We start from the raw sequence: 18,881 nt of genomic DNA, 5'->3' as shown, positions 1-18,881 counted from the left end.
CTTTTCTTTTTTAGGGTCCTTAATTGTCCATTTACTTCTGGTCTTCCGTCCGGTATTCAGGCTGTTCTTTCTGGTCTTTCACCATGTCATCCGGGTCGTCGAGTTTCGTGCCTTTGTTGAGAGCAGCCCAGTCGAAGTTTTCGTCCAGCGGATCGAGTGCTTTCTTCGGATCGAAGATGCGTTTGTCGACTGGAACGGCTTCGTACGGCGTAAAGTCCGGCTTATCGGTGAACATATCGGCCAGGTCGGTAGCGCCGGCATCGTACTGGTTCAGATAGGGAAGCCCTAACACATTCCAGAACGTTTTGAAAATACTGCCAAAGCTGTAGTGCACATGCCCCACGTAATGATGTTTCGCGTAGGGCGAAATCACCATCAGCACGCTGCGGTGCGCATCCACATGGTCCACACCGTTCTGCGCGTCATCTTCGGTAATCACAATCGCCATGTTCTTCCAGTACGGCGTGTGCGACAGGAACTCCACAATGCGCCCTACCGCCAGGTCGTTGTCGGCCATGTAGCTTTCGCGGAAAGGATACCCTTCGGTTGGCCGCTCACCGGCACCGTGGTCATTGGGAATGATGACCGTCATCACGCTCGGCATCGTATCCTGGGTGTTAATCCATTTCTGATTGAATTCCTTGATGAACTGGCTGATGCGGAACTGGTCCGGGATGTTCATGTTGAACGTCGGGTATGCCTTCGACGAGCGGGTGAAGATGGGCTGCGGCACCGGGAAGTTGGCAAACTGCTTAATGCCGGTGTACTTGTACGATTTGTCGTAGAATGCCGGCTCGAACATCACGCTGAACCCGAAATTGTAAAAGTCGATTTTGTTTCGCTCCAGGTGATCCCAAAGCGAACCGGCTTCGTTGTAATCTTCGGGGTAGATGGCTCCTGCCGCGCCGTTCATGGCCAAAGCACCGGGTGCCGTAGATTCCGGATTGTAACGGCGGTTGCCGCCGTAGCTGGCCGGCGTACAGGTTTCCACCCACTCGTTGGGATAGGTATTCACCAGCCAGCGGTGTCCGTCAGCTGACACATCCGAATCCACATAAAAGTTATCGCCAAAGCCGAATTGCCGGGCCAGTCTCAGGTGGTTGGGCATCACGGTGGCGTGCTCCACCTTCATGGTTCCCTCATGGTTGGTGAACCTTACATCGCTTCCGTAACGGGCAATGGTCGGGTCGCCGTTGGCGTTCTTCAACTGACCGAAAATTTCGTCGTACGTCCGGTTCTCTTTCGAGATGAAAACAATGTGCCTGATGGGTGACTCCTTTTGTCCGCCGTAAAGCGGAATCGGGTTGTTCTCCCGTCCTTTCATCGCATCCGTCACCGCCTGGATTTTAAAATTGTTATGGATAACCTTGTCGGTGAGTGAGGTCAATTCCCAGTCATCGGGAATGTCCATCACAGTAACGGTTCCTTTCATCAGATTGCCGATGTAGGTTCCTTCGGGGCCTTCCTTGAAATCTTTGCCGCCATTGGGACCGGCACCGTAGCCTTTCGCATTGGCTACAATCAGCTTTTTCCCGTCAGGCGTTACTTTCAGTTTCGATGGGAACCAGCCTACCGGGATGTGGCCAAGCACTTTTAACGAGGGAATATCAATCACCCCCACCGCGTTGATGCCTGATTCGGCTACATACAGCCTTTTCTGGTCCGGAGAAACGGCCAGACCGAACGGAATTACGCCCCGGAAATGCTTCAAAGGGTCAGCCGGCTTCAGGGCTATCTCCTTGATGATGGTATCTCTCTTTGTATCGATGACGGAGATGTTGTCGTTGTTTCCGTTGCTCACGAAAACGTATTGGTCAGTTGCTACCACCGAGTTCGGGCTCGAGCCACCCACGGCCGGGATGCCTTCTACTTTGGCTCCGACGAGTGTTCCGGTTTTGATTTTGGCCGTTACATGCGGCTTGTCTTTCAGCGAAACGGCCCACACTGAGAACGATTCGGGAACGTTCGGGTCGCCGAGGCCCGGCACTTTCATGCTGTCGATAACCGTTCCGTCCTTCATCTCCTTCGAGCCGTAAGCAAACGCCGGAAACTTCAACGCTTTGTCAATCTTGTGTTCCGACTCGATGTCGTCAATCTTCTTGTACTCGAACATGCCCACGTTGGCCACGTACGCCTTGCTTCCGTCAGGCGAAAGGGTGACCCCGAAGGGATATCTTCCGGTAGGAACCGAATACAGCACTTTTTTCGTTTGCGTGTCCGCGATGATGAGCCGGAAGTTCATCTGGTCGACGGCATACAGGGTTTTGCCGTCTTTGCTCAGCACCATGTCGCCGATGTACCCGTAAGGCGTTTTCTCGCCATCGGCCATCACGTTGCAATCAATGGAATCCAGTTTTTCCCCGGTGGTGATGTCGAACAGGTAAATCTGGTTGGTTTGTCCGCCGGCTACGTAGACCACCTTATTGTCCGGCGAAATAGCCAGTCCCATGAAAACCGAAGCCAGCACACCGCGGTCGGTCGATGGACCGGGAGGTACCTGTCGGATGTCCGGATTTTTCGACGTGATGTTTTTCAAAATGGAAATGGAAAGTGGCGATATGCCCGAGTTAGCGGTTACGGCTACCGTTCCGTCGTGGCTGAGTGTCAAACCAAACGGGTGTGGCGCCACCGTAAAGGTATTCCCGAAAGGCGTAATGAGCCGTCCGTTGGGAAGTACGGTTTCGCCGCCCGGCACAATCTTCGTGAACCGATCGCCGGCTGGTGCCGTTAGCACAACGGCCTCTTTCTTTTGCGGCTGGCAGGACCAAAGAATCAGCCCGAATGCGAGTACCGCAAAAGCAGTGAAAAGCTTTTTCATAGTATTTAATTGTCAGTTGTCAAGTCTGTTTTGAACCATTCTAAGGTATATGTTTGGCTGAGGATATCCAACGGGTTGCAAAAGCGATTGGTGGGATGACGAAAACTTTATGTTGGTAACCCGAAAAAAGTGAGATGGATAGCTTTTTATCTGGTCGCAAATGTCGCGATTTTGCAATAGAAAAATCACGAAAGGATAACGAAATGGCAGCTTTGAGCGGCAGAAATTCATGACCTGCGATACATCTTTCCCGGCTGGCGGATGAATTTTCCGCTTCAGCGAAATGTTCGCAGCCTCTGCCGTTTCCCTCAACAACCATGGCGTGAATGGCCGGCCCGCACCCAGGGGTAACCACAGGTGGGGATTGTTCGCTAAGTGGTGGGCGGACTTCGCTGACAGGTGGGGATTGTTCGCTAGGTGGTGGGCAGACTCCGCTAAGTGGTATTTTGCTTCCGCCATGATACGGGGAACTATGTGTTATAAAGGATGTCATCCCGCCGAGGGATGACATCCTTCCTTCACGCCATTTACGCCGGCAAGGCAGTCAGTGGTTATCCTTAAACCCTTAAATTTTTTTCAACCTGAAATGTCTGGAGTCTGCCATCTGGCGATTTTTCATAAAAAAACACCATGCTATGTTCGAACAGGATGGTGTTTTCCCCCGAAAGGGGTATCTAATTGGAAGTTACTTTCTCTTATAGAATAATTTTCCGGTAATCAACAGGCCGGCAAAAACGAAGATGCCAAATACCAGGCTGCTCACGGCTAACTGCATGCCTCCGGAGAGGATGTGTCCGCTGGTACATCCGCCGGCCATTCGTGCTCCGAAAATGAGGATAAATCCACCAATGAAAGCAGTCACCAGTCGTTTGCTTACCGACTTGCCTTTGTAATGCTCCCAGCGACGGTGGATCGCGGTAATTTTGAATTCTTTTGACAGGAGTGAGAAAACCAGTCCGGCCAGCAGCGCTCCGAAAAGGAAAACCAATTCCCAATGTCCCGGAGTAGCAATCTTACCAAAATAACCGTTGTTGGTCATCCCGGTGAGCTGGTCAGCTACATACGGATAACTCGTCGATGCACCGATGGGACGGTTGGAAGTCACCTTCAGGAATACCATGGCATTGAGAACAGCCAAAGCCAGGCCGGCAAACAGCCAGCGATAATTGGGCGCTTTGTGTTTTTTATCGAAATAGAAGGCGAGCAGAATCATTGCGGCGCCAAATAAAATCGTCAGAAAGTAAAACCAGTAAGTGGTTTGCTCACCCATGATGGTAAAGAGGGAAATCTTGCCTAAGTTGGGACCCAGAATGGGTTCGATGGCAGGCAGGACTGCAGTGAAGATGAGTCCTCCCAGCAAGCCGCCTACGATACCGACCAAAGCGTCGATGGAGCCTTCGCCAAGTGAGACAGCCATGGTTCCGGGGCAGTAACCCAGAATGGCCATGCCGGCTCCGAAAATCAATCCGCCCAGCATAATGCCGCCAACAATGAACGGTTTTACATGGTAGATTGCTTGCCCGGTTCCGATTTCGAAGTTGATGAGCATAATGCCCAGTCCGATGGCGACGAGAATGGCTTTGACTACGGTGTAGTCTTCCAGCGTTGCCATTCCGCTGATGGTGTTGTATTTGTTCAGCTGTGCCCGCTGAAGAATGGCTCCGAAAAGGAAGCCGAATACTAAAATCTGAAGGCTCATAGTTGTCTTATTTAATCGTTTCGGTTATGTTTTTTCCGATAGGAAAGACGTTAAGTACCAACATGAGTTTGAGTGTTGGTTTGCGATGGTAAAGTAATTGGTAATCAATTGTGTGTGCAAATACAATTCCATTATACTCAATAACTACTGGTTATCGACTTGTCCAGGCAGCGACAGCGAGACTGACGGTTTCGACTACTGTTCTTTCCGGTAGAAGAGTTGTATCAAACCGGTATCGAAGCGCTTGGTTTCACTCAATTTCCAGTTTCGGCGCCTGTTCAGCAAACGGAACAGTGACTTTCCATTGCCAATGAACAGGGGATGAACCGCGAGCTGCATTTCGTCGACCAGACCCAGATCGAGGCATTGTCCGGCGATGTCGGCACCACCGAACAACCAGATGTCTTTTCCGGGCTGGACTTTCAACTGCGTCACCGTATGTTTCAGGTTTCCCTGATGAAGTCGTGCAGGAGGTTCGAGATTACGGAGCCTTCGGGAGAAAACGACCAACTCTTTGCCGGGAAATGGGTCAGTGGAAGAGGAAGTGAGCACTTCGTAACTTTTCCGTCCCATCAATAACGTGTCAATCTGTTTCATGAATTGGGTCATCCCGTAGTCCTGGTCGGTGAAACACCAGTCAAACTCACCGTTCGGTCCTTCAATACAGCCATCGAGGCTAATAGCAATATTCAGAATGAGCTTTCGCATGGACCCATTAGCGTAGGGTTAATAATCGAGATTCTTACAAATTCATTTCAGTGTAAAAAGATACAACTATTTAGGCAACAGTCGGTTCAGTAATGTCGACTTTTTCGGGGTATTAAATCACTAAATCGGTCATGTATCCCCAAACAGCATAACGGGCCAGCTTGCCGAATGTCATGAACAGGAAGCTCCAGAATGGAGCAATGCGGAAGAAACCAAGCCCGAGGATGATAACATTACCGAGTCCGGGAACAAACGAAAGCGTTGCAGCTGCGGGCCCGTACCGGTTGAGTTGCGGTTGTATTTGCACCAGCTTTTCATGTTTCACCTTGCCGTATTTTTCCAGCCATTCCGGTTTCCCGATGTGTCCCATGTAATAGGTCACCAGTCCCCCCAATGAATTACCGATGGTTGCCACAACGAGTGCGGTCATCAAATCGGCACCGGCGATCAGAACGGCACTCAACACGATTTCCGAATTAAACGGAATGAGGGTTCCCGCCACAAAGGCAGCGACAAAGAGACCAATTAAACCGTATGTTGCCAGCGCTTCCATTCGTAATTTCTATGTTTAAACATGAATAGGTTAGTGATGTCGGTAACCGAAGATATAACAACAAAGAAGAGAAAATTCCGTCTTGGTTCGGACGAGAAAGCTTAAACGTCTGGGTAGACAACCTGGTTGTGCTGAATCTCAATGTTGTAGGCGTATTTGTAAGCGTTGTAAAAGCTGGTGGTGTATTCTACCGGCTGGTTGTCGGTATCATAAACGTAGCGTTCACGAACCAGTACCGGATCAATGGTAGTGATGCCCAGTCGCTTGGCAGTGATGGTCGATGCAGGCCGGGCTTCCACTTTTTCACGCGAAAGCGAGAGGACAACCGATAAATCGTTGGTTAGAATCTGGCTCAGTGGCTTTGAAAAATCCATGTCTTCGTGTAATCCCAGACGGGGATGGAAGTAGCTTTCGAGATAAACCACCGGTTCGTCGTCATTTCCTTCCAACCGGGTAATTTTGAAAACGGGTGTTCCTTCCGGAATTTGCATGAACCGGGCGACCGTTTCGTTGGCATCTTCCCGGACCGCATTTGTCTGAAGCGTGACCAATGGTTCTTCATCTGACTGAATTTGTCGTGCAATGGCATTTCCGTCAACCGCCGGTGTATGATTTGTTTTTGGAGCAACAGTTGTCCCTTGTCCCTTCTTCCTGATAAGTAATCCTTCGAATACCAGCTTGTTGATAGCTTGTCTAACGGTGTTTCGCGATATGCCTAACTTTTTAGCTAAATCAACCTCTTTGGGCAAATAGGCACCTTCCTGATATTCGGGTTTTTCGATCAGTTTGCGCAGTAGAATTTCTACCTGGGCATGCAGGGGCTTTGAACTGTTGTGGTCGATTTTGAGTTTCATATGGTAATGATATCGATTGGATGATTACATCCGGAACACAATCAATAATTAGTTGTTTATCCGCAGTTCATAAGCAGTTTGCATATTATGTCTGCACATATAAATATACGGCGATTCGGTGAAAAGTCAAGACTCAAATGAAAAACGGGAGTCATTTTTTGATAAATGAGCAGCAGTAATTGGGCAATGAATTATCTTCCGTCATAATTATTTACCTTTGCGCTTAAATATCACGACATATGGATTCCTGTGTTAACGCTATTTTGTATTGAGTTTCCGGGAAACCGTTATTTACAGCAAAAGAAAAAAGACAGAGATGAAAGAATATAGTACCCGTCAGAATAAAATTGGCCGGTTGATACAAAAAGAACTGAGCGAATTGTTTCGACGCGAAACCCAGATGCTTTTTCAGGGGAAGATGATTACCGTAACGACTGTGAGGGTGACCCGCGATATGTCGCTGGCTCGCTGTTATCTGAGTATCTTTCCGTCGGACAATGCACAGGAAATTCTGGACCACATCAACAACCGGAAAGGCCATTTACGTGGGGAATTGGGACGGATTGTGCGCCACCAGTTGCGGGTAATTCCCGATTTGGAGTTCTTCCTGGATGACAGTCTCGACTACATCGAAAACATTGACAACCTGTTGAAATAAATTACAAACGCTCGATTTTAAACGATTTCAGGCACATGCAATACGATCCGATCAAACGCGTTCTGGGAAAAGCCTTTAACCGGACGCCTTTTCTGCGCAAAGTTTTCTATTCACTGCTCGATATGCTTTTGTTGCGTGCCTGGCACGTTAGTCGGGAGCTGAAGAAGTGGGGCAAGTCACATACCGGAAAGGAATTGAAAATCCTGGACGCCGGTTCCGGCTTTGGCCAGTACACCTACCGGATGAGCCGGCTTTTTCCGAAGGCACGAATCAAAGGTGTTGACGTAAAAGAAGAGCAGATAGCTGATTGCAACCAGTTTTTTAACCGTATTGGGAAAGGCGAACGGGTGCATTTCGCGGAAGCGGATTTGACCAAATTTGATGAGCCGGAAACTTACGACCTGATTCTTTCGGTGGACGTAATGGAACACATCCTGGAAGACGAGCAGGTTTTCCGGAATTTTAATGCATCACTGAAGCCAGGCGGCGTACTGTTCATTTCCACTCCGTCCGATCAGGGCGGTTCCGATAGCCACGATCACGAACACGAGGAAGATGTTCATGGCTTTATCGATGAGCATGTGCGCGATGGATACGGTGTGGCGGATATTCGCGAAAAGCTGGAACGAGCCGGATTTACCAACATCGATGTACGCTATACATATGGTGCCCCGGGAAAAATTTCCTGGCGTCTTTCTATGAAGTATCCGATCCAGATGTTGGGCGCTTCCAAAATCTTTTTCGTGGTGTTGCCATTCTATTACCTGGTCGCTTACCCCGTTTCCGCTTTGCTGAATTACTTCGATGTGCACGGAAAGCATGAAACCGGAACCGGACTGATGGTGAAAGCCGAAAAGCCAGTCTAAAGAAAATACTTGATGAACCTGCCGTTATACATAGCCAAGCGTTACCTGCTTTCGCGAAAGAAGACCAATATCATCAACATCATTTCCGGAATTTCCATCGTCGGTATGTCGGTGGGGACGATGGCACTGGTGGTGGTTTTGTCGGTATTCAATGGCTTCGACGGCTTGATCAAATCGCTCTTTTCATCGTTCGACCCAGACCTGAAAATTACCATAGCCGAAGGGAAAAGTTTCCAGGACAGCACGGCCATTTTTCAGGAAATACGTAACCTGCCCGAAGTCGCCGACTATGCTCAGATTATCGAGGAGAATGCACTGCTTCGGTACAGCAATCAGCAATACATTGCCACCATCATGGGCGTGAGTCCATCGTTTCAGCAGATGACGGGTATCGATACGATGTTGGTAGACGGCAAATTCAAGCTGGAAGACGCGAACAACTATTACGCTGTGATTGGGCAAGGGGTAGCTTATTACCTTTCGGTTGGACTCAATTTTATCAACCCCATCCAGGTGTATGTTCCGCAAAGGGGCCGAACCATGGGTATGGGACTGGTCGGAAATTTCAATCACGACATTATTTTTCCTACCGGGATATTCAGTATTCAGCAGGAAATCGATTCGAAGTACGTGATTGTTCCCATGGCATTTGCCCGCCGGTTGTTTGAAATGCCTACCGGCGTCAGTGCTGTTGAGTTAAAACTGAAGAAAGATGCGTCCGTCAAAGAAACGCAACAGAAAATACAGGAACTCGTGGGCAACCGGTTTGTGGTGAAAAACCGATACCAGCAGCACGATTATCTCTACAAAATCATGAAGAGCGAAAAGTGGGCCGTTTACCTCATCCTGGTCTTCATTTTGCTCATTGCCTCCTTCAATATTGTTGGCTCTCTCACCATGCTCATTCTCGATAAGAAGGAAGACATCAATATCCTGAAAAGTATGGGAGCCAATCACAGTCTTATCCGAAAAATTTTCCTCTTCGAAGGCTGGTCCATTTCCATCATCGGAGCCGTAGTGGGTACTTTTCTCGGCCTGGTTGTCAGTTGGCTTCAGCAAACATACGGATTGCTAAAACTCACCGGCGGCACCTCCTTCATTATCGATGCTTATCCGGTTAAAATCATCCCCATGGATGTGACGGCCATTTTTATTTCCGTTCTGGTCATCGGATTTTTTGCGGCCTGGTTCCCGGTTCGCTTTATTTCCGGCAAGTACCTCACCAACGAGTCATACTAATTACATTTTTTCTGAGAAAAGTATCGGTCTGTAAGAATATTTACGGAGCGGAGACGTTATTGCTTTTAGGGAATAACCCGACTTGTTTGACGCCGGAGGAAGAAGTGTTCTCTGTTCTAGTCGCATGGTTATGTGTAGGTTGATGGTGTGTGCTTTAAAAAGAAAGGATGAGACAAAAGGGACCACTATATATTTTCTTTTTGCTGATAATTTGGAGCTGTTTGCCCGGTCATTCAAAAGCCGAGCTCGTTTCGAAGGGTGTCGTGAACATCCTTTTAGAGAAGTTGCAGCAGGGAGAGCCCGTTAAACTGGACGGGACATGGGAATTTTATTGGAAACAGCTGGTTAGCCCCGATAGTCTTTCTTCGGGTCACTCTTTCAGCGAGAAGCCTGAAATGGTCAATATCCCCGCTTACTGGACCGAATACTCTGTTAACGGAAAATCACTTCCTGGCAGCGGATATGCCACGTATCATGCCCGTTTAAAAATTGCGGGTGCAGATGGGGACACATTAAGCCTTTTGGTTCCCATTTTCGATTCTGCGTTCGAACTTTTTATCGACGGAAAACTCCGTTACAAGAACGGGAGAGTAGGGACATCCTTCGGCTCATCGGTTCCGCGTTACCGCCCCGGACATATTCAGTTTATAGCGGGGAAGCAACCTGTTGATATTGTCATCCAGGTATCCAATTTTCATCACCGTAGAGGAGGGTTCTGGAAACCCCTTTATCTGGGGACACCTGGCAGCGTCGCGTTGCAGGCGCGGAAACATAATCATCTGATTTTTGCAGCGCTGATTTTTCTGATAACATTTGGTGTTTTTTACTCGATTTTCGCCTTCTACTACCGTGAAGAGAAATCCCTTTTGTATTTCAGCCTTTCGCTCTGGTTTGTTGTATTGCGCAGCCTGGCCAATGATAACTTCCTGATCAATGACTTATTCACGCCTTCGTGGACGTGGCTCATCCGGATTGAATATCTGTCGACCTTCCTGGCGTTGATGTTCTTCAACTGGTATTACTATTATTTCTACCGGAATCAGGCTTTTTATGCATGGAACCGACTGGTAACTTACATAACGGTTTTCTGTAGCCTGGGGATATTGTTTCTACCGGTCAGGATATTCGCTTATTCGTTGTTCATTTTCTATGCGCTTGTTTTCTTTTCAGGAATATTGATTTTCTATTTTTCGCTGAAATTGACTGGTCGAAAGGTAGCATTTGCCCGGTACCATCTGATTGGAATCAGCTTAATCCTGGTGATCATTTTGCATGACATACTGGTCGCCAATGCCTTTGAGGTTCATTACGGTGAATACCTGATGAAATACGGTTTTGTGGTGTTTATTTACATCGAGACAGCCATCATGTTAAAGCGGTTTGTCATGACCATCCGAAACGAAAGAAAACTGACAAGTGAATCGGAGGCGGTAAATGCCAACCTCGAGTCGCTGGTGAACGAACGGACGGAAGAAATTAACCAAAAAAGAGTAGAGATTGAGAATAAGAACCGGTCAATATCGGAACAAAACAAACGTTTGAAGGAGGATGTGGTAAGCCGGAATCGACTGTTCTCGATCATTGCGCACGATTTGCGTTCGCCGTTGGCTGTTTTCGTTCAGGTGATGGAGTTGATGGATGGCGATGAATTGGATGACTCCAGCCGCCGCGAATTAAGAAAGGAAATGAAGGTTTCAGCCCGTTCGCTCGTTGGTTTGGTCGATAACCTGTTGGTTTGGGGACGAAGCCGGAACAACCAGGTGCAATACGAATTGAAAAGGCATAGCCTGAACAAGATATTAAAGAACAGTATTGAGCAACTGGAGCAAACAGCTCAGTCAAAATCAATTGCGCTCACACTTGATTTGACTCAGGAATATGAAGCCGTTATCGATTCGAACTCGATACAGTTGGCCGTTCGCAACCTGGTTTCCAATGCCATAAAATTCACCCCTGAAGGCGGCAGCATCAAGGTGTTTGTTCGCTCGGTTGCAGATAACCGACTTGAAATTCATGTGAAGGATGACGGTATAGGGATTAACGAGGAAGACCTGCAGAAACTTCGCCAGGGAATTGAGTTCACCTCTGCCGGGACCAATAACGAAAAGGGAACCGGTTTGGGATTGCAGTTGTGTCGCGAGATAGCCCATCAGAACAAAGGAGAGCTTGAGATTTGGAGCAAGCCCGGCGAAGGAAGTGATTTTGTTATGTCAGTACATAGCTATGTGAAGCATTCAATTTGAGTGTTATATGTTTCCATAAGTGCTAGCCGACGTTCAATTCCATTCCTGTTTAAAAATTCATAACTTTATTTGTGCTTTTCCAAATCTGACTTAGGAAGGCCTAATCCTCCGATATTCCCACCAACGAAGCAGGAATTTTTTGCTCAATCAGAATACTGGTGTGCTCATTATTCCGGGTACGACCAGTCGCTTTTTTTGAAAATCCATTAAAAAATGACCGTGGTTATGAAAAGACGAAATTTTATCAAAACAACGGCAGGTGCCGTTCCTCTTCTCAGTCTTTTTCCGGCCGATCTGGCTGGTATGATTAGGGAGAATCCTCCCGGTAAAATTGAAAGACGCTCATTGGGGAAAACCGGTGAAAAACTATCGATGCTCGGCTTTGGCGGAATTGTGGTGATGGATGCAACCCCGCAACAAGCGTCCTCCAGGGTGAGCGAAGCCATCGATTATGGAATCAATTACTTTGATGTTGCTCCCAGTTACGGAGACGCCGAAATAAAATTGGGACCGGCATTGCAGCCTTACAGGAAAGATGTTTTCCTGGCATGTAAAACAACCGAGCGTTCGAAAGATGGAGCGCGGAAAGAGTTGGAGCAATCGCTGAAAAGGCTGAAAACCGATCATTTGGATTTGTACCAGTTGCATGCTGTGACCACCCTCGACGATGTGAAACAAATTTTTGCTCCGGGTGGCGCCATGGAAACGTTCCTCGCTGCCCGAAATGAAGGGAAGGTTCGCTTTCTCGGTTTTTCTGCACACTCCGTCGAAGCGGCCAACGCTCTGATGGATCAGCATGATTTCGATACCATCCTCTTCCCTGTCAACTATACGACGTGGTACGCAGGAAATTTCGGTCCACAGGTTCTGGAAAGAGCACACAGTAAACAAATGGGCATTCTTGCCTTGAAGGCGATGGCCAAAAGTCCGTATCCGGAAGGCACGACCAACAAGGTTCCCAAGTGCTGGTATCAACCATTAACCGATCCGGAAGAGGCACTGATGGGACTTCGGTTTACCCTTTCACATCCGGTCACAGCGGCTCTTCCTCCGGGCAACGAAGACTTGTTTAAAATGGCGCTGGAGCTTTCTTCCCGGATTAAACCTTTGTCGGCTGAGGAGATAAAAATGATGAAAGAGAAAGGAAAAGCGGGGACTCCTATTTTTCAGTATCCAATGGCATAAAAAGGGTGGCACCACGGTGCCACTTTTTTTTGTGCTAAACTTTGCTTTTCCAGGGAAGACTGACCATCGTACCGGCATATTTTTCAGCACCTCCGTAATGAAATGATAAGCAACTGGTAAAATATTCTTATATTCGTTTTACATATTCCTATTCTTAATTTTGTACTTATGAAAATTCTCAAAATCTTCTTTATACTCAGTCTGGCTTTCGTTTTCGGTTGTAAAACCCAACACTTAATGCCGGAAACCACCACTCCCGAGCAGATGAAAGAACCGGAAACGACGAAAATTGATAATGCACCGAAAATTGTGGTGAAGGAAGAAAAGGTTAGCGTGCCGGACGGAGAAGAAAAATCGCTCGATAGCAAACGGTTTTACGTTATCCTGGGCAGTTTTGGTGTATATCAGAATGCTCAGAAGTTCAAAAATCAGTTGATGCACGAAGGTTTTTATCCGGGAATTCTGGTAAACGAAAACGGCCTGTACCGGGTTTGTGTCGACAGCTACGATGACGAGAATACCGCCAGGAAAAAGGTGACGGATATTCGCGATGAGTACAAGCAATTCCGTGATGCCTGGTTACTGATTAAAAAGGAAAATTAAGAGCATATGAAGAGAGCCTAGACGCTCTCTTTTTTATACCTTTCCCCCCGCAAAATTTGCAGCGATTTGTAAAATGGGGTTATGCGGTTGATTCTTTTTCTGGTTTTATTTTCTTTACTCTCCGGTCATGTCAGCGGACAGGGGTCGTTTCTGAAGAAACTGAATTCTCATCCTGATAGCAGCTACATTGCCTCCTACAAGAACGACCTTGTGGTCAGGTTGTATACGTCCCGCAAATACATGGGACAACAACTCATTGACGGCTCCTTAAATAAGAAACTTGATTATCTGCCCAGTAATAACTACCTGGTTGGTTTTGGTATCAACTACAAGCTGTTGGGAATTAACGCGGGTTTTAGCCTGCCATCGATGAGAATGCCGGTGGAAAAATACGGCAAAACCACCTTCCTCGATTTTCAAACGCATCTTTACCTCAGGCGGGTTACCTTCGATCTGTTTTCGCACGTTTTCTGGGGGCAGTATCTCAACAACAGCCATGATATATTGAAGTCTCCTCCACCGAAAGGTTTCTATTATACACGACCCGATATTCGTGCTTATGCGGTTAATGCGGAAATGAATTACAACTTCAATTATTCCCGGTTCAGTTTCCGGGCTCCATTTCTTCAGGATGAGTGGCAGAAAAAGAGTGCCGGAAGTTTCTTTGCCGGCGGCGGTGTATACTGGGATGGTTCCGACGCTGATTCGTCATTTGTTCCCTCGGGAATAGCAGTACCAGATTTTTACAACGGCATTAATTTTAAACGCTGGGAATGGTTGGCAGTGGCGGCAACCGGCGGCTATGCACATACATTTGTCATCGATAAGCGGTTTTTTATCATGCTGTCGGCCATCGGCGGAATCGGTGTGGGGAGAAGCACGTTGACGGACATGGACAACCGGGATTATCATACCTACTCGCCATTTTACAAACTGACGGAACGTTTTGGGGCAGGTTATCAGTTTGGGCGAGTGTATGTTGGGGCGACATGTGTGAACATGGATATGTTGATGGGAGCACCACCCGAGGGTACCCGGATTCATTATCGCTCGGGGAATATCAGGGCCAATGTGGCTTATCGTTTTAGTTTGAAGAAAGAAATCAGGATTTTTCCCGGGAGGAAATAAAAAAAGCGGAACGCCTGTCCCGCTTTTGGTAAGGTTTTATTTCGAAGCGTAGTGTGCCGGATTTAACGCGTCGGGGCTCCAGTTTTTCAGGAAACCTGCCACCTTTTTAATGCTGTAACCTCCGTCTTGTTCCAGGTAAGCGGAGTTTTGCGTATGAATACGTTCCCCCTTGTCATTCAGGATGACCAGCACCGGGAAACCGAAACGTTGAGGATAGCCTAGTTTCGCCAAAACATCCAGGTTTTTGTTTGCCTTGCTGTAATTCACCATCACCCGGACATAATTTTTCTCCATCAATTGATGAATCTCTGGGGTATTGTCGCAAAAGCCGTGGAACTTCACACACCAGGGACACCAGTTCCCTCCAATCTGCAGAAAAACGTTTTTTCCCTCGGCATGGGCTTTCTTCACTGCTGCTGCAATTTGCTCAGTGGCGTTGGCGTTCGGATCGTAAATGTGCACGCCCTGGGCAAAAGTCGGACTAACGGAAAGACCGAGAACAAAAAGGAGCGCGAAAACAATTCTTTTCATATATGAATAAATTTGATTTATGAATGAATGATAGAATCACCATCTGATTTATCGGACGATAATATGTCAAAGTTTAACGTAATATGCAATGGTAAGTTTCATGGTGTGCTTATTCCATGAATACAATTTCCGGGAAGCGCGAATTTCGTCAATACTTAAAATCTGAATTGAAATAGGCAGAGAGCGGGGGAAAGGACCGCGAAGAAGGTGGATTATTATGTATGAACATATGCTATTCGTCAACCAAATAAGGTGTAAAAATAATTTACAGAAACCTCTGTAAATAGTTAAAAAAGAGGAGGGAGGTTATCGATTGGTTTCATTATTCAAATTACAAATATTTTATTGATGAATCGGGATTTAAAAAGGAAAGTTCTTAACAAAAAACGGTTGAAAACTCCCGTCAGATAGTCGTAATTTGGTGTAGAAGGAGTCTGGATTTGTACAAAAATCCGTTTGGAAGGCCGGATGGAGTGGGCAAATATTTTTATCTTTCCTTATATAAACTGTTTTAGATAAAATCCGGAATTGTGAAATTATCATTTAAACGAAAAGCCATTATCGGGATGGTCCATTTGGGAGCGTTGCCCGGTACACCTCGCCACAAGATGAGCATGGCCGAAATTATCGATACGGCTGTGAGAGAAGCCCTGATTTATAACAGTCATGAACTCGATGCAGTGATGATTGAAAATATGCACGACGTGCCCTACTTAAACCGGAAGGTCGGCCCCGAGATTACGGCAGCCATGACGGCAGCGGCGCTTGCCGTACAGCGGGAGATCGAGTTGCCTGTCGGAATTCAGGTGCTGGCTGGAGCCAATACCGATGCCGTAGCCATTGCCAAAGCAGCCGGCCTTGATTTTGTGAGGGCCGAAGGATTCGTTTTCGGTCATGTGGCAGACGAAGGTTACATGGATTCTGACGCGGCCCTGGTCATGCGGTACCGGAAATCAATAGAGGCTGACAGTGTTGGTATTTTCACGGATATCCGGAAAAAACATGCCTCGCACAATATCACAGCCGATGTGAACCTGGAAGAAACGATTCAGGCGGCCGAATTTTTCCTTTCTGACGGAATTATTATCACAGGTGCAGCTACGGGAAAAAAAGCCGCCATTGAGGACGTTAAGGTAGCTAAACGGGCTTCCAGTCTGCCCGTCTTGATCGGTTCGGGCATATCGGAAGAAAATATAGAGTCCTACTGGCCGTATGCCGATGGATTTATTATTGGGTCCTCGCTGAAGGAGGAAGGTTACTGGATGAACCCGGTGGATCGGGACCGCGTGGATTCACTGATGGAGAAAGTAAAGCAACTCCGGGAAAAATAAAGATACGATACATCGAAATAAAAAAGGCTGCAATAATGAATATTGCAGCCTTTGTGTTTTTATAAACAGTCGGTTGTTATACCGTCATGATCTCTTTTTCCTTATTCTCCATTCCTTCATCAACTTTTTTGATATAGTCGTCGGTAATGGTTTGTACCTCGTCAATACCAATCTTCTCCATATCTTCTGAAATCTCTTTCGATTTCAACAATTTCTTGAGATAATCATTGGCATCCTTACGGGCGTTACGGATACTAACCTTCGCATTCTCGCCTTCCCGGTGCGTATCTTTCACCAGCGTTTTGCGTCGTTCTTCAGTTAACGGAGGAACATTAATACGGATGATGTCGCCATTGTTGTCGGGGTTGAAGCCAAGATTGGCGTTGATAATAGCTTTTTCGATCTCAGGGATCAGTTTCTTTTCCCAGGGTTGAATAGCGATCGTACGGGCATCCGGCGTGCTGACACTGGAAACCTGGTTCAGGGGAGTCTGCGAACCATAGTAGTCGACCATAACGCCGTCCAGCATGCGCGGATTGGCTTTACCGGCACGAATATGAGCCAGTTCTTTTTCGAGATGCTCAAGCGCCTGTTCCATTCGGGTACGGGCGTCATCCAATATCATTTGAATTTCTTCGTTCATAGAGCGATTATTTTCCAAGATGTTGATTTAAACAAATTTAGAAAAAATTGAAAGATTTCAAAGTATTAAATATATACTTCAGATAATCAGCTGTTTCAATTATGCACCAACGTGCCTATTTTCTCACCTTTCAATAATTTAAGCAAATTACCGGGCGTATCCATATCGAAGACCATGATAGGAAGATTGTTCTCTTTGCACATGGTGGTGGCTGTTAAATCCATAATTTTCAGCCCCCGGTTGTAGACTTCATCGTAGGTGATCTCATCGAATTTGGTCGCTGTCGGATCTTTTTCCGGGTCAGCCGAATAAATTCCATCTACCCGTGTTCCTTTCAACATGACGTCTGCCTCGATTTCGACGCCCCGCAGCGATGAACCGGTATCGGTTGTGAAATAAGGATTTCCGGTTCCGGCCGACAAGATAACCACCTCACCTTTCTCCAACGACTCGATAGCCTTCTCTTTGGCATAAAATTCACCCACAGGTTCCATGCGAATAGCTGTAAGAACGCGTGTTTTAACACCTATTGCCTGTAAGGCCGAGCTAAGCGCCAGACTGTTGATGACCGTTGCCAGCATGCCCATCTGGTCACCTTTTACCCGGTCGAAACCATTGGCGGCACCACTCAGTCCGCGGAAGATATTACCGCCGCCGATAACTATCCCGATTTGGGAGCCTAGCGCAACGGCTTCTTTAATTTCATTGGCATAATCTGTCAGGCGGTCCCTGTCGATACCATATTGCTGGTTGCCCATAAGCGATTCACCGGACAACTTCAGCAATACACGTTTAAATTTTCCCATGAGTGCGTTGGATTTTATTTCGGTAAAGATACGATGAACAATAAAAATCGCCGAGTTTTCAAAATGGTTTTTCCACGGTTCCCAGGATTTTCATTTGAAATCAGAGGGTTCTGAGGCGCGTAGACATAAAAAAAGCTGCCTCAGTTGAAGCAGCTTTCCATGTATTCTTTACCGTGATTAGGCATTCAGAGTGAAACGCTTGAAATCGGTTACGTTCAAATCCTTGTCGCTGGATGCGAGGAATTCGCGGATGGTCATTTTACCATCTTTTACGTAGACCTGGTTCAGCAGAGTGTTCTCTTTGAAGAATTTATTCAAGGAACCCTGTGCAATTTTATCAAGCATGTTTTCCGGCTTGCCTTCCTGACGGAATTTCTCTTTAGCAATTTTGAGCTCCTGCTCAACAACTTCAGCAGGAACATCGTCTTTGTCAACAGCCACCGGAGCCATCGCAGCAACCTGCATAGCGATGTCTTTAGCAACCTGCTCGTCGGCTACTTCTTTCGAGAAGCCAACTACCGTTGCCAGTTTGTTACCCGGGTGAATGTAAGCGATGGTATCCTCAGCCTGAACAGTTTCATAAGCTGAGAGCTCCAGTTTTTCACCAATGATACCGGTTTGCTCGGTAACATGAGCTTCAACTGAGCGGCCATCCATATCGAGAGCTTTCAGTGCATCGAGATCGGCTGGTTTGTTGGCGATAGCCAAATCCAGGATTTTCTCGGTGAAAGCAACAAAGCCTTCATTTTTAGCAACGAAGTCGGTTTCGCAATTGAGGACAACCAGAGCAGCGAATTTTTTATCGTCGGAAACCTTCGCGAGAACAGCACCTTCGGTTGCTTCGCGGTCGGCACGCTTATTAGCTACCAGTTTTCCTTTTTCACGGATGATTTCAACAGCGCGGTCGAAATCACCTTCGGCTTCGGCGAGGGCTTTTTTACAGTCCATCATTCCGGCACCGGTTGCTTTACGCAACTTCATTACATCAGCAGCAGAAATAGCCATGTTGAAATGAT

17 protein-coding genes are annotated in these 18,881 nt (G+C 47.1%); 8 read left to right on the top strand and 9 right to left on the bottom strand.

Features of this window, described 5'->3' with window-relative positions:
* Positions 1-31: 31 nt before the first annotated feature.
* From GJU87_RS17675 to GJU87_RS17655, 5 genes are all read right to left on the bottom strand, one after another.
* Positions 32-2,818: a hypothetical protein gene (locus tag GJU87_RS17675; RefSeq protein WP_153640688.1), complete on the bottom strand. Its 2,787-nt coding sequence runs from the start codon at positions 2,816-2,818 to the stop codon at positions 32-34.
* Positions 2,819-3,503: 685 nt separating this feature from the next.
* Positions 3,504-4,517, bottom strand: coding sequence for a YeeE/YedE thiosulfate transporter family protein (locus GJU87_RS17670; protein WP_106540852.1), 1,014 nt, complete (start codon positions 4,515-4,517; stop codon positions 3,504-3,506).
* A 195-nt stretch (positions 4,518-4,712) separates the two neighbouring features.
* Positions 4,713-5,225, bottom strand: a complete 513-nt coding sequence (locus GJU87_RS17665; protein WP_153640687.1) for a dihydrofolate reductase family protein — start codon at positions 5,223-5,225, stop codon at positions 4,713-4,715.
* 112 nt (positions 5,226-5,337) lie between these two features.
* On the bottom strand, positions 5,338-5,778 hold the full coding sequence (locus GJU87_RS17660) for a YqaA family protein (RefSeq protein ID WP_153640686.1): 441 nt from the start codon (positions 5,776-5,778) through the stop codon (positions 5,338-5,340).
* Positions 5,779-5,879: 101 nt separating this feature from the next.
* Complete coding sequence (locus GJU87_RS17655; protein ID WP_153640685.1) at positions 5,880-6,632, bottom strand: GntR family transcriptional regulator; 753 nt, start codon at positions 6,630-6,632, stop codon at positions 5,880-5,882.
* A 316-nt stretch (positions 6,633-6,948) separates the two neighbouring features.
* Here GJU87_RS17655 and rbfA point away from each other — a divergent pair, with 316 nt between their 5' ends.
* From rbfA to GJU87_RS17620, 7 genes are all read left to right on the top strand, one after another.
* Positions 6,949-7,290, top strand: coding sequence for a 30S ribosome-binding factor RbfA (gene rbfA, locus GJU87_RS17650; RefSeq protein ID WP_106540848.1), 342 nt, complete (start codon positions 6,949-6,951; stop codon positions 7,288-7,290).
* 35 nt (positions 7,291-7,325) lie between these two features.
* Positions 7,326-8,156 carry a class I SAM-dependent methyltransferase gene (locus GJU87_RS17645; protein WP_153640684.1) on the top strand — a complete coding sequence of 277 codons (831 nt, stop codon included), beginning with the start codon at positions 7,326-7,328 and terminating at the stop codon, positions 8,154-8,156.
* Positions 8,157-8,168: 12 nt separating this feature from the next.
* On the top strand, positions 8,169-9,395 hold the full coding sequence (locus GJU87_RS17640) for an ABC transporter permease (RefSeq protein ID WP_153640683.1): 1,227 nt from the start codon (positions 8,169-8,171) through the stop codon (positions 9,393-9,395).
* Between the two features lie 167 nt (positions 9,396-9,562).
* On the top strand, positions 9,563-11,638 hold the full coding sequence (locus GJU87_RS17635) for a sensor histidine kinase (protein ID WP_153640682.1): 2,076 nt from the start codon (positions 9,563-9,565) through the stop codon (positions 11,636-11,638).
* A gap of 225 nt (positions 11,639-11,863) precedes the next feature.
* A complete protein-coding gene (locus GJU87_RS17630; RefSeq protein WP_153640681.1) occupies positions 11,864-12,823 on the top strand; it encodes an aldo/keto reductase in 960 nt (319 codons plus the stop codon).
* A 168-nt stretch (positions 12,824-12,991) separates the two neighbouring features.
* Positions 12,992-13,426 (top strand): SPOR domain-containing protein, encoded by a 435-nt coding sequence (locus tag GJU87_RS17625; RefSeq protein ID WP_153640680.1) that lies wholly within the window; start codon positions 12,992-12,994, stop codon positions 13,424-13,426.
* Between the two features lie 81 nt (positions 13,427-13,507).
* On the top strand, positions 13,508-14,554 hold the full coding sequence (locus tag GJU87_RS17620) for a DUF4421 family protein (RefSeq protein ID WP_153640679.1): 1,047 nt from the start codon (positions 13,508-13,510) through the stop codon (positions 14,552-14,554).
* 36 nt (positions 14,555-14,590) lie between these two features.
* Here GJU87_RS17620 and GJU87_RS17615 read toward each other — a convergent pair whose 3' ends face one another.
* The gene (locus GJU87_RS17615; protein ID WP_153640678.1) at positions 14,591-15,085 is read right to left on the bottom strand and encodes a thioredoxin family protein; all 495 of its coding nucleotides are present in this window, start codon (positions 15,083-15,085) and stop codon (positions 14,591-14,593) included.
* A 530-nt stretch (positions 15,086-15,615) separates the two neighbouring features.
* On the opposite strand from GJU87_RS17615, the gene GJU87_RS17610 reads away from it, so the two are divergent.
* Entirely contained in the window at positions 15,616-16,416 is an 801-nt protein-coding gene (locus GJU87_RS17610) for a BtpA/SgcQ family protein (protein ID WP_153640677.1), read from the top strand.
* Between the two features lie 76 nt (positions 16,417-16,492).
* Here the strand turns inward: GJU87_RS17610 and frr are convergent, their stop codons facing one another.
* The 3 genes from frr to tsf all read right to left on the bottom strand — a co-directional run bounded on the left by frr (position 16,493) and on the right by tsf (position 18,870).
* Positions 16,493-17,059 (bottom strand): ribosome recycling factor, encoded by a 567-nt coding sequence (gene frr / locus GJU87_RS17605; RefSeq protein ID WP_106540840.1) that lies wholly within the window; start codon positions 17,057-17,059, stop codon positions 16,493-16,495.
* A 95-nt stretch (positions 17,060-17,154) separates the two neighbouring features.
* The gene (pyrH, locus tag GJU87_RS17600; RefSeq protein WP_153640676.1) at positions 17,155-17,865 is read right to left on the bottom strand and encodes a UMP kinase; all 711 of its coding nucleotides are present in this window, start codon (positions 17,863-17,865) and stop codon (positions 17,155-17,157) included.
* 177 nt (positions 17,866-18,042) lie between these two features.
* Positions 18,043-18,870: a translation elongation factor Ts gene (tsf, locus tag GJU87_RS17595; RefSeq protein ID WP_153640675.1), complete on the bottom strand. Its 828-nt coding sequence runs from the start codon at positions 18,868-18,870 to the stop codon at positions 18,043-18,045.
* Between the last annotated feature and the right edge of the window lie 11 nt (positions 18,871-18,881).

It is taken from the genome of Prolixibacter sp. NT017, from assembly GCF_009617875.1.
Taxonomy (GTDB): domain Bacteria; phylum Bacteroidota; class Bacteroidia; order Bacteroidales; family Prolixibacteraceae; genus Prolixibacter.
Note: the sequence above shows the minus strand (reverse complement) of the source record. Positions and strands in the feature narration are given on the sequence as shown.

Excerpts from the sequence above, each read along its gene's own strand:
- tsf (WP_153640675.1), bottom strand. The coding sequence starts at position 18,870 with ATGGCTATTTCTGCTGCTGATGTAATGAAGTTGCGTAAAGCAACCGGT.
- GJU87_RS17635 (WP_153640682.1), top strand. The coding sequence starts at position 9,563 with ATGAGACAAAAGGGACCACTATATATTTTCTTTTTGCTGATAATTTGG.
- GJU87_RS17655 (WP_153640685.1), bottom strand. The coding sequence starts at position 6,632 with ATGAAACTCAAAATCGACCACAACAGTTCAAAGCCCCTGCATGCCCAG.
- GJU87_RS17675 (WP_153640688.1), bottom strand. The coding sequence starts at position 2,818 with ATGAAAAAGCTTTTCACTGCTTTTGCGGTACTCGCATTCGGGCTGATT.
- GJU87_RS17645 (WP_153640684.1), top strand. The coding sequence starts at position 7,326 with ATGCAATACGATCCGATCAAACGCGTTCTGGGAAAAGCCTTTAACCGG.
- GJU87_RS17660 (WP_153640686.1), bottom strand. The coding sequence starts at position 5,778 with ATGGAAGCGCTGGCAACATACGGTTTAATTGGTCTCTTTGTCGCTGCC.
- GJU87_RS17630 (WP_153640681.1), top strand. The coding sequence starts at position 11,864 with ATGAAAAGACGAAATTTTATCAAAACAACGGCAGGTGCCGTTCCTCTT.
- GJU87_RS17620 (WP_153640679.1), top strand. The coding sequence starts at position 13,508 with ATGCGGTTGATTCTTTTTCTGGTTTTATTTTCTTTACTCTCCGGTCAT.
- rbfA (WP_106540848.1), top strand. The coding sequence starts at position 6,949 with ATGAAAGAATATAGTACCCGTCAGAATAAAATTGGCCGGTTGATACAA.
- GJU87_RS17640 (WP_153640683.1), top strand. The coding sequence starts at position 8,169 with ATGAACCTGCCGTTATACATAGCCAAGCGTTACCTGCTTTCGCGAAAG.
- GJU87_RS17625 (WP_153640680.1), top strand. The coding sequence starts at position 12,992 with ATGAAAATTCTCAAAATCTTCTTTATACTCAGTCTGGCTTTCGTTTTC.
- frr (WP_106540840.1), bottom strand. The coding sequence starts at position 17,059 with ATGAACGAAGAAATTCAAATGATATTGGATGACGCCCGTACCCGAATG.
- GJU87_RS17665 (WP_153640687.1), bottom strand. The coding sequence starts at position 5,225 with ATGCGAAAGCTCATTCTGAATATTGCTATTAGCCTCGATGGCTGTATT.
- pyrH (WP_153640676.1), bottom strand. The coding sequence starts at position 17,865 with ATGGGAAAATTTAAACGTGTATTGCTGAAGTTGTCCGGTGAATCGCTT.
- GJU87_RS17615 (WP_153640678.1), bottom strand. The coding sequence starts at position 15,085 with ATGAAAAGAATTGTTTTCGCGCTCCTTTTTGTTCTCGGTCTTTCCGTT.
- GJU87_RS17670 (WP_106540852.1), bottom strand. The coding sequence starts at position 4,517 with ATGAGCCTTCAGATTTTAGTATTCGGCTTCCTTTTCGGAGCCATTCTT.